General features: G+C 70.8%; 22 protein-coding genes. 17 read left to right on the top strand and 5 right to left on the bottom strand.

Features of this window, described 5'->3' with window-relative positions; all coding sequences use genetic code 11:
* Window position 1: 1 nt before the first annotated feature.
* The gene (locus tag KBX08_RS05355) at window positions 2-1,258 is read right to left on the bottom strand and encodes an Hsp70 family protein (RefSeq protein WP_210781432.1); all 1,257 of its coding nucleotides are present in this window, start codon (window positions 1,256-1,258) and stop codon (window positions 2-4) included.
* Window positions 1,259-1,560: 302 nt separating this feature from the next.
* Between KBX08_RS05355 and KBX08_RS05350 the strand changes: the two genes are divergently transcribed.
* The 7 genes from KBX08_RS05350 (at window position 1,561) to KBX08_RS05320 (ending at window position 9,917) form a co-directional block, all read left to right on the top strand.
* Window positions 1,561-2,442 carry an IniB N-terminal domain-containing protein gene (locus KBX08_RS05350; protein ID WP_210781431.1) on the top strand — a complete coding sequence of 294 codons (882 nt, stop codon included), beginning with the start codon at window positions 1,561-1,563 and terminating at the stop codon, window positions 2,440-2,442.
* Between the two features lie 115 nt (window positions 2,443-2,557).
* Complete coding sequence (locus KBX08_RS05345) at window positions 2,558-4,414, top strand: dynamin family protein (protein ID WP_210781530.1); 1,857 nt, start codon at window positions 2,558-2,560, stop codon at window positions 4,412-4,414.
* On the top strand, window positions 4,411-5,871 hold the full coding sequence (locus KBX08_RS05340) for a GTPase (RefSeq protein ID WP_210781430.1): 1,461 nt from the start codon (window positions 4,411-4,413) through the stop codon (window positions 5,869-5,871). Before KBX08_RS05345 ends, KBX08_RS05340 begins: the two co-directional genes overlap by 4 nt.
* A 138-nt stretch (window positions 5,872-6,009) precedes the next feature.
* Window positions 6,010-7,032, top strand: a complete 1,023-nt coding sequence (locus KBX08_RS05335) for an ABC transporter substrate-binding protein (RefSeq protein ID WP_210781429.1) — start codon at window positions 6,010-6,012, stop codon at window positions 7,030-7,032.
* Between the two features lie 31 nt (window positions 7,033-7,063).
* The gene (locus KBX08_RS05330) at window positions 7,064-8,071 is read left to right on the top strand and encodes an iron ABC transporter permease (protein ID WP_238689990.1); all 1,008 of its coding nucleotides are present in this window, start codon (window positions 7,064-7,066) and stop codon (window positions 8,069-8,071) included.
* 5 nt (window positions 8,072-8,076) lie between these two features.
* Window positions 8,077-9,147 (top strand): iron chelate uptake ABC transporter family permease subunit, encoded by a 1,071-nt coding sequence (locus KBX08_RS05325; protein ID WP_238689991.1) that lies wholly within the window; start codon window positions 8,077-8,079, stop codon window positions 9,145-9,147.
* Window positions 9,144-9,917 carry an ABC transporter ATP-binding protein gene (locus KBX08_RS05320; protein ID WP_210781426.1) on the top strand — a complete coding sequence of 258 codons (774 nt, stop codon included), beginning with the start codon at window positions 9,144-9,146 and terminating at the stop codon, window positions 9,915-9,917. Before KBX08_RS05325 ends, KBX08_RS05320 begins: the two co-directional genes overlap by 4 nt.
* A 63-nt stretch (window positions 9,918-9,980) precedes the next feature.
* Here the strand turns inward: KBX08_RS05320 and KBX08_RS05315 are convergent, their stop codons facing one another.
* Both KBX08_RS05315 and KBX08_RS05310 read right to left on the bottom strand, forming a co-directional pair.
* Complete coding sequence (locus KBX08_RS05315; protein ID WP_112678265.1) at window positions 9,981-10,271, bottom strand: DUF1540 domain-containing protein; 291 nt, start codon at window positions 10,269-10,271, stop codon at window positions 9,981-9,983.
* Between the two features lie 136 nt (window positions 10,272-10,407).
* Window positions 10,408-11,067 carry a DUF2470 domain-containing protein gene (locus KBX08_RS05310; RefSeq protein WP_247668935.1) on the bottom strand — a complete coding sequence of 220 codons (660 nt, stop codon included), beginning with the start codon at window positions 11,065-11,067 and terminating at the stop codon, window positions 10,408-10,410.
* 113 nt (window positions 11,068-11,180) lie between these two features.
* Here KBX08_RS05310 and rpsD point away from each other — a divergent pair, with 113 nt between their 5' ends.
* The 5 genes from rpsD (at window position 11,181) to KBX08_RS05285 (ending at window position 19,162) form a co-directional block, all read left to right on the top strand.
* Window positions 11,181-11,789 (top strand): 30S ribosomal protein S4, encoded by a 609-nt coding sequence (gene rpsD / locus KBX08_RS05305; RefSeq protein WP_210781424.1) that lies wholly within the window; start codon window positions 11,181-11,183, stop codon window positions 11,787-11,789.
* Between the two features lie 255 nt (window positions 11,790-12,044).
* Complete coding sequence (locus tag KBX08_RS05300; protein ID WP_210781423.1) at window positions 12,045-15,992, top strand: ThuA domain-containing protein; 3,948 nt, start codon at window positions 12,045-12,047, stop codon at window positions 15,990-15,992.
* 764 nt (window positions 15,993-16,756) lie between these two features.
* Window positions 16,757-17,416 (top strand): HAD family phosphatase, encoded by a 660-nt coding sequence (locus tag KBX08_RS05295; RefSeq protein WP_210781422.1) that lies wholly within the window; start codon window positions 16,757-16,759, stop codon window positions 17,414-17,416.
* A gap of 325 nt (window positions 17,417-17,741) precedes the next feature.
* Window positions 17,742-18,089, top strand: a complete 348-nt coding sequence (locus KBX08_RS05290; RefSeq protein ID WP_210781421.1) for a PadR family transcriptional regulator — start codon at window positions 17,742-17,744, stop codon at window positions 18,087-18,089.
* On the top strand, window positions 18,086-19,162 hold the full coding sequence (locus tag KBX08_RS05285; RefSeq protein WP_210781420.1) for a hypothetical protein: 1,077 nt from the start codon (window positions 18,086-18,088) through the stop codon (window positions 19,160-19,162). Before KBX08_RS05290 ends, KBX08_RS05285 begins: the two co-directional genes overlap by 4 nt.
* On the opposite strand, the gene KBX08_RS05280 is transcribed toward KBX08_RS05285, so the two are convergent.
* Window positions 19,156-19,470: a hypothetical protein gene (locus KBX08_RS05280; RefSeq protein WP_210781419.1), complete on the bottom strand. Its 315-nt coding sequence runs from the start codon at window positions 19,468-19,470 to the stop codon at window positions 19,156-19,158. The two genes, KBX08_RS05285 and KBX08_RS05280, sit on opposite strands and share 7 nt — an antisense overlap.
* Before the next feature lie 118 nt (window positions 19,471-19,588).
* Here KBX08_RS05280 and KBX08_RS05275 point away from each other — a divergent pair, with 118 nt between their 5' ends.
* Window positions 19,589-20,041, top strand: a complete 453-nt coding sequence (locus KBX08_RS05275) for a MarR family winged helix-turn-helix transcriptional regulator (protein WP_210781418.1) — start codon at window positions 19,589-19,591, stop codon at window positions 20,039-20,041.
* A 36-nt stretch (window positions 20,042-20,077) separates the two neighbouring features.
* Here the strand turns inward: KBX08_RS05275 and KBX08_RS05270 are convergent, their stop codons facing one another.
* Window positions 20,078-20,542, bottom strand: a complete 465-nt coding sequence (locus tag KBX08_RS05270) for a septum formation initiator (RefSeq protein ID WP_210781417.1) — start codon at window positions 20,540-20,542, stop codon at window positions 20,078-20,080.
* A 102-nt stretch (window positions 20,543-20,644) separates the two neighbouring features.
* Here KBX08_RS05270 and KBX08_RS05265 point away from each other — a divergent pair, with 102 nt between their 5' ends.
* The 4 genes from KBX08_RS05265 to KBX08_RS05250 form a co-directional block, all read left to right on the top strand.
* Window positions 20,645-21,340, top strand: coding sequence for a response regulator transcription factor (locus KBX08_RS05265; protein WP_091399570.1), 696 nt, complete (start codon window positions 20,645-20,647; stop codon window positions 21,338-21,340).
* Window positions 21,337-22,623: a HAMP domain-containing sensor histidine kinase gene (locus tag KBX08_RS05260; RefSeq protein WP_210781416.1), complete on the top strand. Its 1,287-nt coding sequence runs from the start codon at window positions 21,337-21,339 to the stop codon at window positions 22,621-22,623. Before KBX08_RS05265 ends, KBX08_RS05260 begins: the two co-directional genes overlap by 4 nt.
* A 28-nt stretch (window positions 22,624-22,651) precedes the next feature.
* Window positions 22,652-23,206 carry a DUF5872 domain-containing protein gene (locus KBX08_RS05255; RefSeq protein WP_210781415.1) on the top strand — a complete coding sequence of 185 codons (555 nt, stop codon included), beginning with the start codon at window positions 22,652-22,654 and terminating at the stop codon, window positions 23,204-23,206.
* Between the two features lie 106 nt (window positions 23,207-23,312).
* Window positions 23,313-23,846 (top strand): PepSY domain-containing protein (locus KBX08_RS05250; protein ID WP_210781414.1); only part of this gene is annotated, 534 nt, incomplete at its 3' end.

Genomic DNA, 23,846 nt, shown 5'->3' with positions numbered 1-23,846 from the left:
GTTATCCTTCGCGTCCGCGGCCGCGGGCCAGCGCCAGGCGGGACGGCTTCGGCAGTTCCAGTGGGAGGACCCGGACCGGGGGCCGCGGTGGCGGATCGCCCGGAACGGTGTGATGGGCTCGGCGTGGTGCCGGGAGGGTGGCCCGCCCGGCGCCGCTGACCGGGGCCGGAACGCGGGCCGGCGGCTGGCGAGGGCGTGGTGACACCACCTGGCAAGCGGCCATCGCCGCCCCGGTGGCGGCTGTCAACTGTGCGTCCGGCTCCACCTCGACGGGCACCGGGAGGGCCGCGCCGATCAGCTCGGTCACGAGCGGGACCCGGGTGGAGCCGCCGGCCAGCAGGACGCCGTCGAGCTGCGCCGGAGTCAGGTCGGCGCTACGCACGGCCCGGAGCAGGAGGTCGACGGTGGCCTGCACCGTCGGGCGGATCATGGCCTCGAACTGTGCCCGGGTCACCGGCACCCGCGCCGGGCCGCTCGGCAGGGTCAGCACCACGTCGGCAGTGAGGTCGACGGTCAGCACCCGCTTGACCCGGTCACACTCCGCGCGCAGCCCGCGTAGCGCGACCTGGGCCCCGCGACGCCCGGTCGCGGCCAACTCCCGGGCCAGCACGGTACGCGCATGCTCGGCGAGCGCCTCGTCGAAGTCGACGCCGCCGATCGAGTCGAGACCCTGCGGGGTGCCGAACGTCTCGTACGTGCCGCGCGGGGTGCGGCGCACCAGAGCCGCCTCGAAACTGTTGCCCCCGAGGGCGTAGACCACTGCGGTGCTGCCCGCGAACCCGCGAGCGGCGTGGCTCTCGGCGACCGTGACCGTGCGGGGCAGCAACGTCACGTGCCGTAGGCCGAGGTCCGACAGGGCCCGGTGCAGCACCTCCCGTCGGTAGGGGCGCCACCCCGCCGGGTGGCTGAGCACTATCGCCTCGGCAGCCCCACCCTCCAGGGCGTGGACCCGCTCCACCACCCACGCCGCCAGCTCGGCGGTCAGCGTCTGCGGCGCGCACGGCTCGCCGCCGAGCAGCACCGGCACGTCGTCGCCGATCCGGTGGACGAAGTCCCGGGTGGTGCGGCTGCCGTCGTCGGTCACCGGCTCGCCGACGCGCAGCGAACCGTCCTCGGCCAGGCACAACACCGACGGCATGAGAGGCGAGCCGGCGCTCAGCGGGACGGCTTCGGGACGGGTCCAGGTCGCGCCGCGTCGCCGTGCGACGGCGGCGGCCGTGTTGCTGCTTCCGATGTCTATCCCCAGGACGTACGGCATCGTCTCTGTCTCTCCCCGTGAGTCGGCCGGTCGGTGGCGATGGCGTCGGCTGCCCCGACGACCCACCCCCGGCGAACCCCGCGGGCTCCTACGTTCGTACCAGAGATCAGTCCCTGGTCGGGACCCTAATCTCGCCGGGACGGTTTCCCCCTGTCCCCCTAACGTACGAGGTGGGGGAGCCCCTAGTTCAACCGGCCCGGATGCGGGCTCAGCCCCGATGCCCGGGGGCGACCCCCGGCAATAGCGTCGTCACTGTCGACGTACGACACCCCGCCAATGCCACATCCGAGGAGAACCGGCACATGGACTCGCAGCAGACGCTCCACGACTTCGTGCTCGACCTACTGACGAACCCGGACGCGCGGTCGGCCTTCGACCTCGACCCCGAGGGTGCGTTGCGGGGCGCCGGGCTCACCGACATCACCGCTGCGGACGTGCAGGACGTCGTACCGCTGGTCGTCGACTACGCGCCGGGTGCGGGCCTCGCGCCGTTGGCCTCGCCGGTCGAGCAGCTCGGGCTGGACCCGCTGCTCACCGACACCACCGACGTGGTGGGTCAGTTGCAGAGTGTGGCGCAGCAGATCAGCGTCACCAGCTCGCCCAGTGGCGTGGACGTCAAGGCCGGCGTGCTCGGCGCCATCGCTGTCGACCCGTCGACCGCCGCCGCCGGGGTCACCGTGCTGCCGGGCATCGGTCTGGGCGTCGGCCCGTACGGCCTTGACACCGACCTGGCCGGTGTCTCCGACGTGGCGCACACCCTCGACGCCGACGTGGTGCAGCCGGTGGACGCGATCGCGGACCCGGTGCTCGGTGACGTCACCGGCACCGTCGGCGACCCGGGCGGTCTGCTCGGCGTCACTGACCCGAACCTGATCGGCGGCGACCTAACCGGTGGTGTCCTCTCCGGCACCCACGGTCAGCTCGGCGGGGTCGTCAGCTCGCTGGGTGTCGACGACACCCTCAGCGGGCTGGGCCTCGGGCATGGCGACGGTGTCGTCGGCGGGGTCCCGCCGCTCGACGTGCCGTCGACTGTGGGCGGCGTGACGCACCAGGTGGACAGCCTCCTCCCCGGTGTCACCGACACGGTCGGTGACGTGACCGGTGGGGTCACCGATGGTGTGCTCGGCGACTCACACGCCTCGTCCGATCACGGGCTGCTGGGTATCACCGGCGGTCTGCTCTGACCCGGATCTCCGGTCGGAGCGGAGGGCCGGATCGTCTCGGGCGATCCGGCCCTTCCCGGTTCCACATCCGGTCCCTCTTGATAATTGAGCCGAAATCCGCACACTTGGTGCGGTGATGGCCGGGATCTGGTTGGACGTGCTGGACGAGATCGCCCGCACGTGCACTGCACACGGTCGCGGTGACCTACTCCAGACGGTGCGGCAGAAGCGCGCGCAACTGCTGGACCCGACGCTGCGTGTCCTGGTCGTCGGCGAGCCGAACCAGGGCAAGAGTCAGCTGATCAACGCGATCATCAATGCTCCGGCGTGCCCGGTCGGCGACGGCCGGACGACAGTCCTGCCGACCGTCGTGCGGCACGCCGAGGCCCCGACCGCGGCGGTGGCGCAGGTGCCGCCACCAGCCCCGGGGCACCCCACCGGCACCGCCGACGCGGTGGCCGTCGAGCGGACCCCGGTGGCGCTCAACCAGGTCGCGGCGGGCGTGGCCGGCCTGGTCGGACGTCGGCCGGGCGGCGGCCCGGCGTACGTCGAGATCGGACTGCCCCGTGCCCTGCTCGGTGCCGGGCTGGTGCTGGTGGACACTCCCGGCACCGACGAGGTCGCCGGCATCGGCGCCGCCGCTTCGGTCGCCGCGCCGGCCCGCGCGGACACCGTGCTGCTGGTCTCCGACTCCACTCGGGAGTTGTCGGTCGCCGAGCTGAACATGCTGCTGCACATCATGCGGTCGCATCCGAACGTGGTGGTGGTGCAGAGCAAGACCGATCTGGTCGCGGACTGGCGTACTGTCGCCGAGCGCAACCGGCAGCACCTGGCCGAGGCGGGGGTTCCGGCGACGCTGATCCCGGTCTCGGCGGCGCTGCGACTGCGCGCGGCCGCGGCCGACGACCGTGTGCTCAACGCGGAGTCGGGTTTCCCGGCGCTGATCGCCCGCCTGCAACGCGACCTGGCCGGCAAGGCCGACCACCTGGCCCGGGCGGCGGTGCAGACGGTGGCCCGGACGGTGGTGGAGCAGTTGGCCGCGCCGTTGCGTGCCGAGTTGGCGACCCAGGAGGCCGAGGAGCAGTCCGGGCCGATCTCCCGGCTGCACGCGGCGCAGCGCGAGGTCGACGAGCTGCGCCGGTGCTCCACCCGGTGGCAGAACACGTTGACCGACGAGATCACCGACCTGCTCGCCGACCTTGAGTACGACCTGCGTGACCGGACCCGACAGATCCTGCGCGCGGTGGACGAGGCGTTCGACACCGCCGACCCGTTGGTCGCCTGGGACACCTTCCAGGACTGGCTGGAGCGGAGCCTGGTGGAGGCGGCGGAGGCGAACCACGAGTGGCTGATCCAGCGCTGCGACTGGATCGCCCGGCGGGTGGCCGCCAACTTCGACAGGTACGGCTACGACGTGTTGCCGCCCTGGTCGATGACGATGCCGGACGACATCGGCGAGCGACTGCCCGAGCTGCAACGGCCGACGATCGACCGGTTCACCACCGGCCAGAAGCTGTTCACCGGCATGAAGGGGTCGTACGGCGGCATGCTGATGTTCGGTCTGGCGACCACCCTGGCCGGCATGCCGATGATCAATCCGGTCTCGGTCGGCATCGGGGCGCTCTTCGGCGGCAAGAGCATCCGTGACGAGAGCAAGCAGTTGCTCCGTCGTCGGCAGGCGACGGTCAAGACGGCCATCCAGCGGCATGTCGACGACTTCTTCGTCCGGATCATCCGAGACTGCCGCGACGCCGCCCGGCAGGTGCAGCGGATGCTGCGCGACCACTTCACCGGGCTGACCGAGGAACTCCAGGAGGCCATCGTGCAGTCGTTCCGCAGCGCGAAGCAGGAGGCCGACACCGATGCCTCAGTGCGCGAGCAGCGGCAGCGCGAGATCCGGTTGAAGATGACCCGGTTGGCGGCGGTGTACGAGCAGGCTCAGCAGTTGACCGGTGCCCGGTCCGCCCCGCTCCTGCTGGAGCCGCAGGCATGACGGTGGGGGTGCGTCTGGACGAGGCGGCGTGGGGGTTGCTGCACCAGGCCATCGAGCTGTACCAGGACAATCCCCGGGCCGTCGCCGAGCTTCGGCAACAGGTGGCCCGGTTGGAGCAGCCACTGCGGATCGCCGTCGTCGGCCCGTGGCGATCGGGTAAGTCGACTGTGCTCAACGCGTTGATGGGCGAGGAGGTCGCGCCGGTCGAGCGGGCCGACGGGGCCTTCACCTGGTACGAGGACGGGGCCGCGCCGCGTGCCACCGCCTACCCGGTCGGGCAGCCACCGCAGGAGTTGGCAGTGGTGAAGTCGGCGACCGGGCTGCGGGTGGATCTGGGCTGGGGTGCGGGGGAGGTGCGGGACATCGTGGTGCGGTGGCCGACGCGGGCGCTGCGGCAGATCACGCTGATCGACACCCCGGCGGTCACCGGCGGCGCCGAGCAGGGCCGGGCGCCGGTGTTGGAGCGGGTGTTGCGCGACTCGGACGCGGTGTTGTACCTGACCCGCGACGGTCGCGACAGCGACCTGCGGGTGCTGGAGTCCGCACGGGAAACTGCCGTCGGACAGTCCGCTCCGGTCAACGTGATCATGGTGTTGTCCCGCGCCGACGAGACCGGCGGCGGCCGGATCGACGGTCTGCTCACGGCCCGCCAGCTCGCCCGCCGGCACTACCGCGACCCGAGGGTGAACGCGCTGAGCGTGAACGTCGTGGCGTGCAGCGGCATGATCGGCCTGGCCGGCCGGATGCTCGGTGAGTCCGACTTCGCCGCGCTCGCGACAGTGGCTCAGGTGCCCCGGGCGGAGCTGGACACCCACCTCATCTCCGCCGACCGCTTCCTCCGTGGCGAGCTGCCGGTACGGCTGGACACCGAGGTGCGCGCCGCGCTGCTGGGCCGGTTCGGGGTCTTCGGTGTCCGGCTGGCGGCCACGCTGGTGCGCAGCGGGTTCGACAGCCGGGTGAAGCTCTCCGCGGAGTTGATTCGTCGCAGCGGTCTCACCGAGCTGCGCGAGTCGGTGACGCGTTGTTTCATCGATCGCCGCGACGCGCTGAAGGCGCGGTCCGCGCTGGCCGCTGTGGAGGCGCTGCTGCGGGCCGAGCCCACCCGGGGCTCCGCCGAGCTGGTCGGCGCGGTGGAGCAGATCCTCGCCGGTGCGCACGAGTTCCGGGAGCTGCGCCTGCTGGTGGCACTGCGGAACACCCGGCTGGGGTTCGACGCGGAGTTGGCCGCCGAGGCGCAACGGCTGGTCGGCGGCGACGGGGTGGGCCTCGCGGCTCGACTCGGTGTCGAGCATGAGGCCGACGTGCGGCAGCTCTGGGAGGTCGCCTCCGACGCGCAGTGGCGGTGGCGGGACCGGGCGGAGGATCCTCTGCTCCCGCTGGCGCAGCGGCGCGGCGCTCAGGTCGTCGTCCGCAGTTGCGAGGGGATGATCGCTGAGCTGGCCGCGGGCGGGCGCTGAGCGTCCGATCGCCGTTTTCGCGGCTGTCTTTCGAGGTGGGGGGCACCCGGCGTTGGCCAAAACCGGAAGTGTTGGTTAGCCTAACCTAACTTTCGGGCCGGATGGCTCGCTTCTCTTCGAAAGATCGGGAACTTCACCATGCATTCATGGCGTCCGGTCCTGGCCGTCGCGGCGCTGAGCGCCGTGCTCGGCGGGCTCACCGGTTGTGGCAACGACACGGGCACCGGTGACACCGCCGCCGCTGCCACCGCCTCCGGTCCCTGGTCTTTCAACGACGGCTCGGGCAAGGTCGTCAAGGCCGACAAGACACCGACGCGGATCATCGCGCACGCCGGCGAGGCCGCGGCGCTCATGTCCTTCGGCATCAAGCCGGTCGGCGTCTACGCCGACGAGTCGGTCAAGACCGACCCGAACCTGAAGAACCTCGACCTCACCGGGATCCAGATCCTCGGCGAGGAGTGGGGCAAGATCGACGTGGAGAAGGCCGCCGCGCTACGTCCCGATCTGATCGTCGGCGACTGGTGGCCGGCCGAGAAGGCGCACAGCGGCATGGAGGAGGGCGTCGACGAGAAGAGCAAGAAGCTCGCCGAACTGGCTCCCGTCGTCGGTGTCACGCAGGGCAAGTCGATCGTCGCGCTGGCCGAGGGGTACGAGGACCTCGCCGAGAGCCTCGGCGCCGACGTGGCCAGCCCGCAGATCGCGGCGAACAAGAAGCGCTTCGAGGACGCGGTGACCGCGTTCAAGGCGGCCACCTCGGCCAAGCCGGACCTGACGGTCGCGGCGATGTCGCCCTCGACGGAGAAGGTCTACGTCGCGAACCCCGAGTACGCGCCCGAGCTGCTGGACCTGCAGACCTGGGGCCTGAAGGTGATCAACCCGGCCAGCCCGGACCCGGCCTTCCCGTACTGGGAGAACCTCAGCTGGGAGAACGCCGACAAGTACCAGCCGGACCTGATCCTGTGGGACGGCCGATCCTTCACGCCCACCGCCAACGCCGAGTGGACCACGAAGCAGCCGACCTGGTCCAAGATCAAGGCTGCCAAGGTCGGTGCCACCGTCTCCTGGCCGGCGTTCTGGCTGCACACGTACGGGGACTTCGCCACCGAGCTGGACAAGCTGACCCAGGCGGTCAAGGCCGCTGATCCGAATGTCGGCAACTAACCAGATCGGGACGCGCACCTCGACGGGAGGCGTGCGGCGAGCCTCTGCCCTCGGGCCGGGGCTCGCCGTCCTCTGCGCGGTCCTCGCCCTCGTCGGCTTCCTGAGCGTGACAATGGGCTCGCGTTCGATCGGGCTCTCCGAGGTGCTGCACGCCCTGTTCAGCCTCGACAGCGACGGGCCGATCAGCAGCACCGTCACGCTGGAGATGCGCGTACCCCGCACGCTGCTCGGCATCCTGGTCGGCGCCGCGCTCGGGGTGGCCGGGGCGATCCTGCAGGGCGTCACCCGCAACCCTCTGGCGGACGCGGGGATCCTGGGCATCAACTCCGGCGCCGCCGCGTTCGTGGTCCTGGCCATCACTGTGCTCGGGGTGCGTGGCGTCGGCGTCTACGTCTGGTTCGCCTTCGCCGGCGCGATCGCGGCGCTGGCCCTCGTGTACGCGGTCGCCTCGCTCGGCCGGGAGGGCGCCACCCCGGTGAAGCTGGCCCTGGCGGGCGCGGCGGTCACCGCCGGCCTGGCCTCGGTGACCAGCGGGATCGTGATGACGAACGTGGACGCCCTCAACGAGCTGCGGTTCTGGCAGGTGGGGTCGCTCGCCGGTCGGTACACCCCGATCCTGACCGGGGTCGCGCCGTTCCTGCTGATCGGCCTCGCCGCGTCGTTGGGCTTCGGGCGGGCCATCAACGGCCTCGCGCTCGGCGAGGACGTCGCGCGTGGCCTCGGCCAGGACGTGACCCGTACCCGCGTGGCCGCCTTCGCCGTGGTCGCGATCCTCGCCGGCGCCGCCACCGCGGCCTGCGGACCGATCGTCTTCGTCGGGCTCGTCGTACCGCACCTGGCGCGGTTCATCTGCGGCCCCGACTACCGCTGGATCCTGCCGTACTCGATGCTGCTGGCGCCCATCGTCCTGCTCCTCGCCGACGTGCTCGGACGGATGGCCGCCGCCCCCGACGAGGTTCAGGTCGGCGTGATCCTCGGGCTGATCGGCGCGCCCGCGTTCATCGCGATCGTGCGCTACGGCCGGTTGTCGGAGGTCTGAAGATGGTGACGACAACGACAACGAGCGACCGTCGCTCCGCCCCGTCGGGCACGGCAGCGGCGCTGCGCGCCAACCGGAGGCGTCGAGCCGGCCGGTCCGTCGTGGTGACCTGTGCCCTGACCGTGACGGTCACCGCCCTCTTCGTGCTCACCATGATGGTGGGCAGCTTCCGCATCGGCGCCGCCGAGGTGATCGCCTCGGTCCTGCACCTGTCCGACAATCCCAGCGTCGACTTCGTCGTCCGTGGCCTGCGGCTGCCGACCGCCGCCGCCGCCGTGACTGTCGGGCTCGCCCTCGGCGCGTCCGGGACGATCTTCCAACAGTTGCTGCGCAACCCCCTCGCGTCCCCGGACTTCGTCGGGATCACCTCGGGGGCAGGGCTGGCGGCCGTCACCGGGATCGTGCTCCTCCAGGCCGGCGGGCTCGTCGTCAGCGGTCTCGCCCTCGGTGGCGCGGTCGCCGCCGCCCTGGCGATGTACCTGCTGGCCTGGCGCGACGGCGTCAGCGGCTACCGCTTCATCCTCATCGGCATCGGGGTGGCGCTCTTCTTCGAGGGCCTGGTCGGCTACGTGCTCAGCCGGGCGCAGCTCTTCGAGGCCCGCCAGGCCATGCACTGGCTGATCGGGTCGGTCGGGCAGGCCAGCACCACGGAGCTGTGGGTGCTCACCGGTGCCCTGATCGTCCTGCTGCCGGTCGCCACGTTGCTGCAACGGCCACTGAGCGCCCTCGCACTCGGTGACGACGCCGCCCGGATGCTGGGTGTCCGGGCCGAGCTCAGCCGGGCCGGGCTGCTCGGCACCGCCGTCGTGCTGGTGGCCCTGGCGGTGTCGGTGGCGGGTCCGATCGCCTTCGTCGCCCTGGTGGCCGGGCCGATCGCCAACCGACTCCTCGGCCCCGCGGGCCAGGGCGTCCTGCCCGCCGCCCTGGTCGGCGCCGCGCTGCTGCTCAGCGCCGATCTCGTCGCCGTGCACGTGCTGCCCACACCGTTGCCCACCGGTGTGGTGACGGGTGCGGTCGGCGCGCCCTACCTGCTGTGGCTGCTGGCCACCACCAACCGACAAGGAGCGGGTGGATGACCCGACTACGCGCCGAGGGCCTCACCCTGGGCTACGACGACCGGACCATCGTCGACCACCTCGACGTCGCAGTGCTCGACGGCAAGGTCACCGCGATCGTCGGCGCCAACGCCTGCGGCAAGTCCACCCTGCTCCGCGGCCTGGCCCGACTGCTGGCACCGCGCGACGGCACCGTCTTCCTCGACGACAAACCCCTCGCCGACCTGCGCAACGTCGACGTGGCCAAGGTGCTCGGGCTGCTCCCGCAGACTCCCGTCGCGCCCGACGGCATCACCGTCGCCGACCTGGTGGCCCGTGGTCGCTACCCTCATCAGGGGTGGTTTCGACGGTGGAGCAACGACGACCACGACGCCGTCGCCCGGGCTCTCGACGCCACCGGCACCGCTGATCTGATCGACCGTCCGATCCGGGAGTTGTCCGGTGGCCAACGCCAGCGGGTCTGGGTCGCCATGGCCCTGGCACAGGACACCGACCTGCTGCTGCTCGACGAACCCACCACCTACCTGGACATCAACCACCAGGTCGAGCTGCTGCGGCTGCTGCGGAAACTGAACGCGGAGTCCGGCAAGACCATCGTCATCGTCATGCACGATCTCAACCTCGCCTGCCGTTACTGCGACCACCTCATCGCGATGTCCGGCGGTGCGATAGTCGCCGAGGGGGCGCCGGTCGACGTGGTCACCGGCGACCTCGTCGAGCAGGTGTTCGGTCTCAGCTGTCTCGTCGTACCCGACCCGATCGCCGGCACGCCGATGGTCGTCCCCGCGTAGCGGGCCTCGGACGCGGATGAGGGACGACCGTGGCGGCCGTCCCTCACTGGCGTCGCGCCGGGATCAGCGCGGTTCGTACGTCTGACAGTCCGCGATGTCCTGACCCGGACCCACCCGGATGGACGGCGCGTGGCACTCCAACTCGGCGTTGTGCTGGCAGTCGTCTCGCTTGCAGGCACCGACCTGCGCGATGACGCGGTCCAGCCCGCCCTTCGCCGAGGTGTCGATGAACGTGGCGCAGCTGGCGTTCTGCTGCCCGATGGTGATGGCGAACGCGTGGCAGCCGTCGTGGTTGTAGCCGCAGTCGGTGACTGTGCACTCGTGTACCCGCGGCATCTCCAGCATGTCGGTCATGGCGATCTCGCTTCCGTCGGTGGTGCCGGGTCACCGTGATACCCGGCCTCGACGGGACAACTCCCTATCAGCCGTCTCTTTTGGGGATGTTTTGCATAGGCCAGCCTTGCCTAACCGCCGACGAGAGCGGCGATCGTCAGCGGGCGTGCCGGGCGCGGCAGCCGCGCGCGTGCCGAAGCAGTTCCTCGACCCGCGCGCCGAGTTCGGCCGGATGCCGCAGTGGCGCCCGGAAGTTCAGCCGGACGTCCCGGTCACCAGTGCTCAGCTCCAACCGGAGTACGACACCGTGGCGGTCCAGGCGTACCGGCCGGACCTGGCGGACGCCCTGAAGGTGGCGGGCGGGTATCAGCCGGCTCAGCCCTTCGACGGTGTGCGGGTGGTGGTGGTCGAGGTGGCACAACAGATCCGCCTCGACGGCAGCCATCGGGTCGGGTTGGGCGGTCGCGAACTCGTCCGGGTCGACGCATGTGGTGCGGCCGTCGACGGTCAGTTCGGCGGTGGCGAGGTCGAGGACAGTCACCAGATCCTGATCGCTCCCGGCCGTGGCGGCCCCGGTCGTCAGCCAGCCCGTGAGCGTGGCGCGCCCGCGCACCCGGTCGCGGACCGGAGTGGGCGCCAGGTCGGTCACCTCGACCATCGCGACGGTCTCCCGCTGGTGCGCGAGGTGTTCGACCAGGTGGCAGCCGACCGGTAGGTCGATCCGCAGCCGCCCGTCGCTCGTCACGAGGTGTCGTCCGACGACGTAGGCCTCGACGCCCGGGATGTGCAGGGTGAGGGAGTCGGCGGCGACGAGCATCGATCGGATTCGGACACCCGCGTCGTCAGTGGAGTCCGCCGTGCTGGTCGAGGGCTTGCTCAAGGCGATCATCTCCTAATAAGGTTAGCCTTACCTTACTTGAGAGGCGAAGCATGAATCAGACCCGTCCCAAGGTCAAGCGTTCCCGTGCCCTGGGCATCGCGTTGACCCCGAAGTGCGTGCGCTACTTCGAACGCCGTCCGTTCCCGCCGGGGCAGCACGGCCGGGCCCGACGCACCACCAGCGACTACAAGGTCCGGCTGCTGGAGAAGCAGCGGCTCAAGGCGCAGTACGACCTGCACGAGGGGCAGCTCCGGCGCGCGTTCGACCGGGCCGTGCGCCGGCCCGGCAAGACCGGTGAGGAACTGATCGTCGAGCTGGAGAGTCGGCTGGACGCGCTGGTGCTGCGAGCCGGCTTCGCCCGCACCATCTACCAGGCCCGCCAGGTCGTCACCCATCAGCACGTCACTGTGAACGGCCGTCGCCTGGACCGGCCGTCCGCGCGGCTGCAACCCGGTGACGTCATCGAGGTGGCGCAGCGCAGTCGGGGCAAGGCGCCGTTCGTCGTGGCGGCGGCCGGGGCGCACGCCCCGGAACGTCTCGCGCCCTACCTTGAGGTGAGCCTGCCCGGCCTGACCGCTCGGCTGACCCGGCTCCCGCTCCGCTCGGAGGTCCCGGTGGTCTGCGCCGAGCAACTCGTCGTCGAGTACTACTCGCGCTGACCGAGGGTTGGGAGGGGCCCCGAGTGCGGGCACCTGCGCCGGGGCCCTCCGCTGGTGGATCGCGGCCCGAAAACCGTTATTCGATCTCACTTCACACGGTCGCCCCTGACCTGCGGAGATAACGCTCTCACGGATGGTGGGAGAGTGCTTGACGCGCCCGTGATCCGGACGCAACGATGCATTCACATGTCTCGTCCCACCACCGCCAGGCGTGATCGGCGCACGCCGTCCCTCGCACCGCGAAAGGACCCCACTGTGCGCAGATCCCTGAGATCGTGGCTCGGCCTCGCGCTGAGCGCGATCCTCGTGGCCGGCGGCATCGTCGCCTCGCCACCCACGGCCAGCGCCGCACCGTTCACCGTGCTGGTCTTCAGCAAGACCGCCGGGTTCCGGCACGGATCCATCACCCCGGGCATCGCCGCGATCCAGCAGCTCGGTGCGGCCAACGGCTTCACCGTCGAGGCCACCGAGGACGCCGCCCAGTTCACCGACGCCAACCTGGACCGGTTCGCCGCGGTGATCTGGCTCTCCACCACCGGCGACGTGCTCAACGCCGCCCAGCAGGCCGCGTTCGAGCGCTACATCACCGGCGGCGGTGGGTACGTGGGCGTGCACTCCGCCTCCGACACCGAGTACGACTGGCAGTGGTACGGGGGACTGGTCGGGGCGTACTTCGCCTCGCACCCGGCCGAGCAGAACGTCACAGTGAAGGTCGCCGACCAGGTGCACCCGTCCACCGCGACGCTGCCGCAGCGGTGGAGCCGGTTCGACGAGTTGTACAACTACCGCACCAACCCCCGCGGCAACGCGCACGTGCTGGCCACCCTGGACGAGAGCACCTACACCGGCGGGAGCATGGGCGCCGACCACCCGATCTCCTGGTGCCAGAACTACTCCGGCGGCCGAGCCTGGTACACCGGCCTGGGGCACACCGACGCGTCGTACAGCGAGGCGAACTTCCGTCAGCACCTGCTCGGCGGCATCCGGACGGCCGCCGGCGCCGTCGACGCCGACTGTGGCCCCACCGTCACCAGCAGCTTCCAGCAGGTGGAGCTGGCCAAGGGCGCGGCCGAGACCGGTGAGCCGATGAGCCTCACCGTCCTGCCGGACCGGGGCGTGCTGCACACCTCCCGCAACGGCGTGATCCGGCACACCGACGCCGCCGGCAACACCAAGATCGCCGCCACCCTGCCGGTCTACACCGGCGACGAGGAGGGTCTGCAGGGCATCAAGGCCGACCCGAACTTCGCCACCAACCGCTGGGTGTACGCGTACTTCGCCCCACCACTGAGCACCCCGGGCGGCGGTGCGCCGGCCACCGGCACCCCGGCCGAATTCGCCGTCTGGGAGGGCGTCAACCGGCTGGCCCGGTTCACCGTCAACGCGGACAACACCATCAACCTGGCCAGCGAGACGTTGATCCTCAACGTGCCGACCAGCCGGGGCATGTGCTGCCACGTCGGCGGTGACATGGACTTCGACGCGGCCGGCAACCTCTACCTGTCCACCGGTGACGACACCAACCCGTTCGACTCGGCCGGCTTCACCCCGATCGACGAGCGAGCCGGGCGCAATCCGGCCTTCGACGCGCAGCGCACCTCGGCGAACAGCAACGACCTGCGCGGCAAGGTGCTGCGGATCAAGCCGAGCGCGGCCGGCGGCTACACCATCCCGGCCGGCAACATGTTCGCCCCGGGCACCGCGCGGACCCGCCCGGAGGTCTACGCGATGGGCTTCCGCAACCCGTTCCGGATGAGCGTGGACAAGGCCACCGGCATCGTCTACCTCGGTGACTACGGCCCCGACGCGGGCACCGCCGACCCGAACCGGGGGCCGGCGGGCAACGTCGAGTTCGCCCGCATCGACCGGCCCGGCTTCTACGGCTGGCCGTACTGCACCGCCCGCAACGACGCCTACAACGACTACACCTTCCCGTCCGGGCCGTCCGGGGCGAAGTTCAACTGCGCCGGCGGGCCGGTGAACAACTCGCCGAACAACACCGGCATCACCCAGCTGCCGCCGGCCGTCTCGGCCTGGTTGCCGTACGGCGGCTCCGGCTCGCCGCCGGAGTTCACCGGCGGTGGCCTGTCGCCGATGGGCGGGCCGGTCTACCGGTACGACCCGAACAACACCTCGCCCGTGGCGTTCCCCGAGTACTACGACGGGACCTACTTCGCCGGTGAGTTCGGTCGCCGCTGGATCAAGAACATCAAGCTCGACTCGTCCGGCCAACCACTGAAGATCAACCCGTTCCCGTGGACCGGCACCCAGGTCATGGACATGGAGTTCGGCCCGGACGGCGCGCTCTACGTGCTCGACTACGGCACCGGCTGGTTCAACGGCGACGCCAACTCGGCGCTCTACCGCATCGAGTACGCGCGTGAGGGCAGAGCACCCATCGCCAAGGTGTCCGCCACCCCGACCAGCGGCACCGCGCCGCTGACAGTGGCCTTCTCCTCGGCCGGCACCCTCGACCCGGACGGCGACCCGTTCACCTACGCCTGGGACTTCGACAACAACGGCACCACCGACTCGACCGCGGCGAACCCGAGCTTCACGTACACCACCAACGGGACCCGCAGCCCGACGTTGACGGTCCGGGACACCACCGGCAAGACAGCCACGGCGAGCGTGGTCGTCACGGTCGGCAACAGTGCCCCGGTGGTCACCGTCAACACCCCGTTGAACGGGCAGACCTTCAGTTTCGGGGACGCCGTGCCGTTCTCCGTCACCGTCAGCGACGCCCAGGACGGCGCGATCAACTGTGCCCGGGTCAAGGTGAACTACGTCCTCGGCCACGACTCGCACGGCCACCAGCTCGGCAGCGTGCAGGGCTGCACCGGGGTCATCCAGACCTCGGCCGACGGCGAGCACGACACGGCGGCGAACATCTTCGGCATCATCGACGCCGAGTACACCGACCTGGGTGGAGGCGGCCAGCCCGCCCTGACCACGCACACCCAGGCGGTGCTGCAACCTCGGGTACGCCAGGCCGAGCACTTCGGTGACTCGTCCGGCGTCCAGGTCGTCGCCGGGGCGGCAGGGCACGGCGGCGCGGCGGTCGGCTACATCGACAACAACGACTGGATCTCGTTCCGCCCGTACAACCTGACCGGCGTCCAGTCGTTCAGCGCCCGGGTCGGCGCGCCGGCCGGCGGTGGCGGCACGTTGGAGTTGCGAGTCGACTCGCCCACCGGGCCGCTGGTCGGTTCGGCCACCGTGGTGCCGACCGGCGGGTACGCCAACTTCGCCACTGTCACCGGTGGGGTCACCGCCCCGACCGGCACCCGAACCCTGTTCCTGGTCTTCAAGGGCACCGGCCCGTACTTCGACATCGACGAGTTCACTCTCTCCACCAGTCCCGGCGGTCCCGGACCTGACCCGGACCCGGACCCGGACCCGGATCCCGAGCCGGGCGCCAACCTGGCCAGGGGCAAGCCGGCGCGCGCGTCCAGCTTCGAGGGCGCGTTCACAGCGGCCAACGCGTTCGACGGCGTGGCCGGTACCCGGTGGGGCAGCGCCTTCGGTGACCCACAGTGGATCGACGTGGACCTCGGCGCCACGTACGCCATCAACCGGGTCAAGCTGACCTGGGAGGCGGCGTACGGCAGCGGATACCAGATCCAGACCTCACCGGACGGGGTCACCTTCACCACGATCCGTACGGTGACCGGTGGTGACGGCGGGGTGGACGACCTGACCGGGCTCAGCGGGTCCGGCCGGTACATCCGGTTGCTCGGCACGGCCCGGGGGACCGCCTGGGGCTACTCGCTGTTCGAGTTCGAGGTGTACGGAGGCACCGGAACGCCGACGGGCGGCAACCTGCTGCTGAACAAGCCCACGTCGACGTCCAGCAACGAGGGGGCCGACGTGTCCGGCGCCCAGGCGGTGGACGGCAGCCTCACCACCCGCTGGTCGAGCACGTTCTCCGACCCGCAGTGGATCCGCGTGGACCTCGGCAGCGCCACCGCGATCGGCCGGGTCAAGCTGAGCTGGGAGGCCGCGTACAGCAGCGCGTACCAGATCCAGACCTCGAATGACGGCACCACCTGGACCACAGTGAAGACGGTGACCGGGGCCGACGGCGGCGTGGACGAGCACACCGCCCTCGGCGCCAACGGCCGCTACCTGCGGATCCATGGCACGGCCCGGGGCACCGGATACGGCCACTCGCTCTGGGAGTTGGAGGCGTACGCCAGCTGAACCACCACCGGAGTCCGCCCCCACCCTCGATTGGGCGGTGGGGGCGGGCTCGCCTCGATCACGTGATGTTCAGTAGCTCCGAGGGTCGTCTGACAAATACTCCTCAACGCCGTTGCGTTAGGGCTGTGGTCGGCGGGTCACCCTCTGCTGGAGAAGGACTGGTGGTAGATCAACGTGTGGCGAGCAAGAGGACCGCGTCGATCTTGCGGTTTCTGTTGTTGATATGGGTGGATGTGCCCCTTGCGTCGGGACAGAAAATGCAAGATCGCGGAGCAGGATCGGTTCGGGCTCTGCGATCATGGAGCGGTGGTGCCTGGCTTGGGGTTTTACGGGCGCTTTGTCGCCCACCACAATCCCATGATCGGCGAGGCGGGCACCAGTTGACGAACGGCCGTTCGTCCTAAAGCCAGTCGGAGATGTAGTACAGGCTCGTGCCGGCGTCGGAGTCATCTGGGCCATCGAGCTTGTTGGCTGCGTCCTCCACGGCGTCGCGGAGTCGTACGACTCCTGTGCAACGGCCAGCGTCGCGTACGCCGCGCCGTACTGGCGTAGGTCATCGGTCTCCAGCTTGACCCCGAGCTGTCGTCGCTATTCCGGTAACTCCTGGCTGAGCGGAGCTGATGCGGCGCAGGGAAGCTGATGCCGTGGATCAGTGGATGCGATGCCGCTCAAGGGGTCTGATGCGCTCGCGGCCCCTGCGCTTGGCAGCCGCCAGCATGAGGTGACTGCCCGGGAGCCCACGTCTGACGGGTACTGTCTCGGCCATGATCCGTGGAGCGGCGTTCTTTGATGTCGATGGAACGCTGACGCCGACCAGTAGCGGCCAGCACCTCGCCGAGCTCGTCGGCAATGCCAAGGAGATCGCACAAATACAAGCCGGCTACGCAGCTGGCACCTTGAGCAGTGACGAGGCGTGCGTGCTCGAAGCTCGTGGGTGGGCAAGCAGGACACCCGCTGAAGCACAGGCTTTTCTGGAGTCGTTGCCACTGGTGGACGGCATCGCGGAGACGGTTTCGTGGTGCCGGGCCCATTCGCTCGTGCCGGTACTGACCACGCTGGCGTGGGACTTCGTCGGCGCCTACCTGTGCAGCCGCTTCGGCTTCGACCGAGCGTGCGGACCACGCTTGCACATAGTCGACGGCCGCTACAGCGGCGAGGTCGCCGAGCAGTTCGACGAGCAGGCCAAGCGCGATTTCGCCATCAGGATGGCCAGCGAGCTGGGCGTCGAACTCCGGCACTGCGCGGCCATCGGTGACGGGCGCTCGGATGTACCGCTGTTCGGCGTGGTCGGCTGTGCCATCGCATTCAACGCGACCCCCGAAGCTCGTGCCGCCGCCAACGAAACGGTCAACGGCCCTGACCTCCATGCCGTCGCGCCCGCCCTCAGCGCCTGGCTCGACACCATCGCCTTGCCCGCTAGCTGACAAGCGGATCAAACGCTGGAGAAGCGTCCGCTCGGAACTTGCGCACCCGGTACGTCAGCGAGAGAGAACACGAGACTTCCGCCGCCTGCGCTCCGAGTGCTTCCGGCGCCAGTGAGAGTCGTCAGTCGGCGAACGCCAGCCCGACCACCGCACTGATCCGGATGCGAGACACCCGGCCGGATGGAGCACCGCAACACGTCATGCGACGCTTCACGTCACTGCTGGAGCGACGCCTCCACCGACTGCGGATCTTCGTGCCGGCTGCGTTCGTCCCCCAGCTCTCGCCGTCCTTGCATATACCGGCTATCGGTATATGCTTCCTGGCATGGCTGAGTCTCCACTGCGGGAACCGACGTTCCTGGTGCTCACCGCGCTGGCGGAGGCGCCCATGCACGGGTACGCCGTCATCGAGGACGTGCTGCGCATCTCCGACGGACGGGTGCGCCTACGCGCCGGCACCCTCTACGCCGTCCTCGACCGGCTCCGCGCTGACGGCCTCATCGAGGTCGAGCGCGAAGAGGTGGTGCAGTCGCGGCTGCGCCGCTACTACCGCCTCACCGCCCTGGGCGCGCGGCGGCTCACCGAGGAGGCGTCCCGCCTCCGACACAACGCGGACGCCGCTCGGGTGCGGCTGCGCCGCAGTGGCCTCCTGACTGACGGGGGAGCGGCGTGAGCAGCGACGATCTGGAGCGCCGCTACCGGCGGCTGCTGGCCGCCTATCCGTGGGAACACCGTCGGGTGTACGAGGACGAGATGTTGGCCGTGCTCCTCGCCGGCGCGCGGCCGGGCCAGCGACGACCCGCCGCCGCCGATGTGCGGAATCTGGTCGGCGCCGGGTTGCGGGCGCGGTTGCGGGTGGGCGCACGGGGGTTCACCGAGCCAAGCTGGGCGGACGCGGCGACGGTGACCGGCCTGCTGGCCGGGGTCGTCCTGCTGGCCCTCGCCGGAAAGGCGCTGCTCGACCAGCTCGTCCTCGCGCCGAAGATGCCGCCCGCGTTCGGGTCGAGCAGCCCGGATCTCGTCGACTGGTTGCGCGTCGCCGGCTGGGCGGGTGTCTGCGCCACGGTGCTGGTCGGATGGCGTTGGGTCGCCGCCGGTCTGGCCTGGGCCGGCGTGCTCGGTTGGGGCGCGCTGGTCGCCCCGCAGACCAGTGACAACCCGACCTACGTGGTGGACACGCTGCCGCAGCTCGCCCTCGCCGTGGTGGTAGCCGCCGCGCTCACCGTGCCGGCGCCGCGCCGCCGGGCGATCACGCTGCTGGGCGTACGCCGACTGCTGGCCCTGCTGCTCGCACCGGCCGCGATCGTCGCGCTGCTGGTGACAAACCGGGTGACCAGTCCCGCATTCGTATTCGTCGGCGGAACGTCCTATCAGGTCTTCTACGACATCGAGGCGAGCAGTGAGCTGGTCCTCTGGCTCTACGTCGCGGGCCTGGCGGGCGCCGCGTCGGCCATGGTGATCGCGGTAGCCACGCTCACTCCGGAGGTACGCCGACGGGTCGTCGTCATGCTCCTGCCGGTGGCGGCCCTCGCCCTGGTGATCGACAGTGCCCTCGCCGGTTGGGTCACCTCGACCATGCACATGGGACACGTCGTCCCCCTGGTGCCGGCGCAGTGGGCGATGCTGGTGCTCGTCGCGCCGGTGACCTTCCTGGCCGGGGCGTTGCTCGTCCGCCGTCGGGAGGAGACCCTGCGCATGGTCGCCCTCGGCCGCAACGCCGACCGCGAGCAGCCAATGGGTCAGTGAAGCGGCAGACTGCTCACCCGACCGTGGGGTCTCCCATGGCCCTCGGGGAACACCGCTCGGCTGAGATAGTGCCGGGACTGCCGATCGAAGCGCCCGAGCAGATCACGGGCAGCGGGCGGGACAACGGAGGTTGACGGATCGCCGCCGGTGAAGGCTGCCACCGCGGCGAAGTCGGTGAAGGTCATGGCGGTGAGAAATTCGCTGCCCTTGGCGGGATCCAGCTCCTGCGGGGAACGACGCAGAACCCGAAGCTCCTGTAGCCCGGCCACGCGCCGGGCAAGGATCGAGGGCGCGATGTCCTGCGTCAACAACCGTTCGTAGGCGTCAGCGAGAGCGGGCTCCGTCCACCCGCTCCACAGTCGAAGAATCATGACAGTATGCTGTCAGTCTGGTGCCAGACTGTCAATGTTCGGTAACGTGCTGCCGATGACGGAACGGAAGCAGGACCGGGTCGACGCCTATCGGCTGCTGATGGCGGACGTGTACGAGCTGGCCGGCGAGTCTCGGCGCTCAAGCGAGGAGCTGGCCCGAGAAGAGGGACAGACTGCCGCCCGATGGCACGTGATGAGCGTGCTCTCCGACGGCTCCCGCACCGTCGCGAGCGCGGCGCGCAGACTTGGCCTCGCTCGACAGAGCGTGCAGCGAGTGGTCGACGACCTGGCCCGAGCCGGGATGGTGGAGTTGCACGACAACCCCGATCACCGCCGCGCGCCACTGGTGACACTCACGACAGCAGGGCTGGCCACGCTCACCGGCCTCCTGGAACGCTCGGACGCCGACCGCCGGGCCGCCGTGGACCGAGCGGGTCTCAGCCTCAGCGATCTCGAGAATGCACGCGCGACGCTCCGAAGGTTGGTGGACGCGCTGCGGAGCCGCTGAACCGCCGCGACACTCACCTCACCTGCTCTCAGGTCGTCAGTCGTCGGCGACGGCCACCGGCTCCGAGCCGATGCAGCGGACCTTCAACTCGTACTCCCGGGTCGCCCCCTGGAACGTGACCTCGACGTCGTCGTCCGGGCCCCGGTCCACGTCGCGGACCCGGTAACCCTGCGCGGGCGCCCAGGAGACGAGGCGTACGCCGCCGACGCCGCACTCGGCGACGGCCGTGCCGCCGTCCGTGGCGAACCCCCGACGGGCCCCGGCGCTCGCGCTCGGGGCGGGGCCCGTGGTGCCCGGCCCGGCCGAGGCGGTGCCCGTGGTGCCGGTGGGCACCGGCTCCGGTGCGGCGAGCGCCCGCTCGATCTCGGCCTCGCTGCGCACCCCGCCCGGGGTGCCGGTGAGGCTCTCGCCCACCAACCGGATCGCGCCCAGGCCGATCAGGGTGGCGATGGCGGCGGTGGCCACCCAACCGGTGGCGACGAGGAGCGAACGACGGCCCATCCCCTGACTATCCCTGATCCGTCCTTGTCGTTTGCACATCCGTTCGCTAAGGCGTGGTTAACGTGCGCCGCACTGCCGGTGGCAGCGGTTAGCCTGCCAGCTGTGGCCCGCCTGTTGCTCATCGAGGACGACCTGACGATCCGTACCCCGCTGATCCGGGCCCTGCGCGAACGCGGCCACGCGGTGGCGGCGGCCTCGACCGCGATGGCCGGGCTCCGCGACGCGTTGGAGGACCGACCCGACCTCGTCGTGCTCGACCTGGGCCTGCCCGACCTGGACGGCCGTGAGCTGCTGCGGATGCTGCGCGCGGTCAGCTCGGTGCCGGTCATCGTGGCCACGGCGCGTGACGACGAGACCGAAATCGTCCGGGTGCTCGACGCGGGCGCCGACGACTACGTGGTCAAACCGTTCACCGCGGCGCAGCTCGACGCCCGCGTCCGGGCGGTGCTGCGGCGCGGTCCCTCCGGCGCCGACGGGCAGGTCCCGGCGCTCGTTGTCGGCGGGCTCCGCGTCGACCCCCGGGCGCGGCAGGTGACCCTGGACGGGGTGGCGGTCGAGCTGACGCCCCGTGAGTTCGATCTGCTGCACCACCTCGCCGGCCGACCGGGTCAGGTGGTCACCAAACGTGAGCTGCTCACGGAGGTGTGGCAGATCCCGTACGGCGGCGCCGACAAGACCGTCGACGTGCACCTGTCCTGGTTGCGCCGCAAGTTGGGGGAGAACGCCCAACAGCCTCGCTACCTGCACACCGTACGTGGTGTCGGGGTGCGTCTGGAAGCCCCGGCGGCGCAGCCGTGAGGGCACGTCTCGCGCTGCTGGTAGCCGCGGTCAGCGTCCTCACCCTCATCGCGTTCCTGGTGCCGTTGGCGCTGCTGGTGCGCACCGTCGCCGAGGACCGGGCCACCGTTCGGGCCACCGCCGACGCGCAGAGCCTGGTGCCGGTGGTCGGCACCGCCGACGCGGCGACCATCCGGCTCACCGTCGAGCAGCTCGCCGTGGACTCCGGTCGACCGGTGAGCGTCTTCCTACCCGACGGCACGGTGCTCGGCGCCCAGACACCGCGTACGCCCGCGGTGGCCCTCGCCGCGCGCGGACAGAGCCTCACCGGTGAGTCGGCGGCCGGCCGGGAGGTGGTCATCGCCGTGCAGGGCCGGGCGGACGGCACCGGGGTGATCCGGATCGCGGTGCCGCAGCACGAGCTGACCGCCGGGGTCACCCGGGCCTGGTTGGTGCTGGCGCTGCTCGGCGTGATCCTCGTGCTGATCGGGCTGCTGGTCGCCGACCGGCTGGCGCGCACCCTGGTCCGGCCGATCAGCGACCTCTCGGCCGTCTCACACCGGCTGGCCAACGCCGAACTGGACGCCCGGGTCACGCCGGCCGGTCCGCCCGAGCTGCGCGAGGTGGCCGGCGCGCTCAACCATCTCGCGACCCGCATCCAGGTGCTCCTGGTGCAGGAGCGCGAACAGGTGGCCGACCTGTCCCACCAGCTGCGTACGCCGCTGACCGCGTTGCGGCTGGAGGCGGAGTCGTTGCGTGACCCGGACGACGCGGCGCGGATCACCGCCGCCGCCGACGGGCTCGAACGCGCGGTCACCGGGCTGATCCGGCAGGCCCGGTGGCGGCACGCACCGGCGCAACCGGCCTCCTCGGACGCGGCCGCGATCGTCGCCGACCGGGTCGCGTTCTGGTCGGTGCTGGCCGAGGACACCGGCCGGGCCGTCACCCTCGACCTGACGCCCGGCCCTCTTCCCGTCGGTGTGGCCGCCGACAACCTGACGGCGGCCGTGGACGCTCTGCTCGGCAACGTCTTCGCGCACACCCCCGACGGGACGCCGTTCGCCGTCCGGCTGGCCCGTGAGGCGGGCGAGGTTGTCCTCACCGTCGCCGACGAGGGCCCGGGCATGCCCGCCGGCGCGATCCGGCGGGGCGCCAGCGCGGCCGGGTCCACCGGCCTCGGCCTGGACATCGCCCGACGCGCGGCGCAGGCCGCCGGCGGTCGACTGGAGTTGCGGGCCGGCGCGCAAGGCGGCGCGCAGGTGGTGCTCCGGCTCGGGCCTGCGACGTCGCCGCGGGACGCATAGGCCCTGCGGTGCCGGGTAGCTGCCAGTCATGGCGCGGTATACGAAACCCGAGCTCAGAGAGCAGATCAAGGAAGAGATCAAGGCTTCCGACAAGGGCGGGCGGCCGGGGCAGTGGTCGGCGCGCAAGTCACAGTTGGTCACTCAGGAGTACAAGAAGCGCGGCGGCGGATTCCTGGGCGAAAAGGACGAGCGGCAGAAGTCTCTCCAGCGCTGGGGCAACGAGAAATGGCAGACGAAGGAGGGCGACACCCGTGCGCGCAAGGGCGCCACGACGAGTCGCTACCTGCCCAAGAAGGCATGGGAGGAGATGTCGGAGAACCAGAAGCGCGCGACCGACACGAAGAAGCGCGAAGCGTCCCGATCCGGCAAGCAGTATGTCGCCAACACCGGGCCGGCCAAACGGGCGCGTCGGGACGCCACCACGGCCGGACGGATGACGGAGATGTCGGTCGCGGAGGCGGCCAAGCTGGTCCGTGGCCTCGACACGCGCCAGCTCAAGACCGCGCTGCGCAACGAGCGCGCCAGCAAGGACCGCAAGACGCTCGTCCAGCGGCTGGAAGCGGAACTCAACCGGCGCGGCTGACCCGGCCCCCGACCGCCTTAACCCGCCGTTAGCGTCCGGACAGCGCGGTGCTATCCCGATCTCGCCGATCCTCGAAGTCGACAACCGAGGAAAGGTGGACACCACGATGAAGCGCACCAATCTGCTCCTGGCGTCGGTCGGCGGGTCGGCGGTGCTGGCGGTGGCCGGGGTCGCGCTCGGCGTCAACGCCGCGAACGACTCGCGGACCGGCGGCACGGCACTCGCCGCGGCGACCGTCGCGCCGACGGCCACCGACGCGCCGGTGGTCACCGGCTCGCCGTCGGCCGGAACCCCATCGGGTACGCCGTCGACCGGTACGCCGTCGACCGGTACGCCGTCGACCGGCAGCGCGCCCGCGGGTAGCGCTGTCGACGAGAAGCGCGCCGGTGAGATCGCGCTCGCCAAGGCCGGTGGCGGTCAGATCGTCGAGGTCGAAGCCGAGCAGGAGAACGGCCGACCGGTGTGGAGCGTCGAGATCGTCGCCGGCGACACCGAGCACGAGGTGGACGTCGACCGGGACAACGGCTCGGTGGTCAAGGCCGAGCAGGAGCCGGTCGACGCTGACGACGACGCCGACGACGCTGACGACGACGCCGGCGACGCAGAAGACGCGGACGCCGGGGACAATGACGACGTCGAC

Origin of the sequence: Micromonospora sp. H61 (assembly GCF_018070325.1) — a bacterium.
In the GTDB taxonomy this organism is placed as follows: Bacteria; Actinomycetota; Actinomycetes; order Mycobacteriales; family Micromonosporaceae; genus Micromonospora; species Micromonospora salmantinae.
Note: the sequence above shows the minus strand (reverse complement) of the source record. Positions and strands in the feature narration are given on the sequence as shown.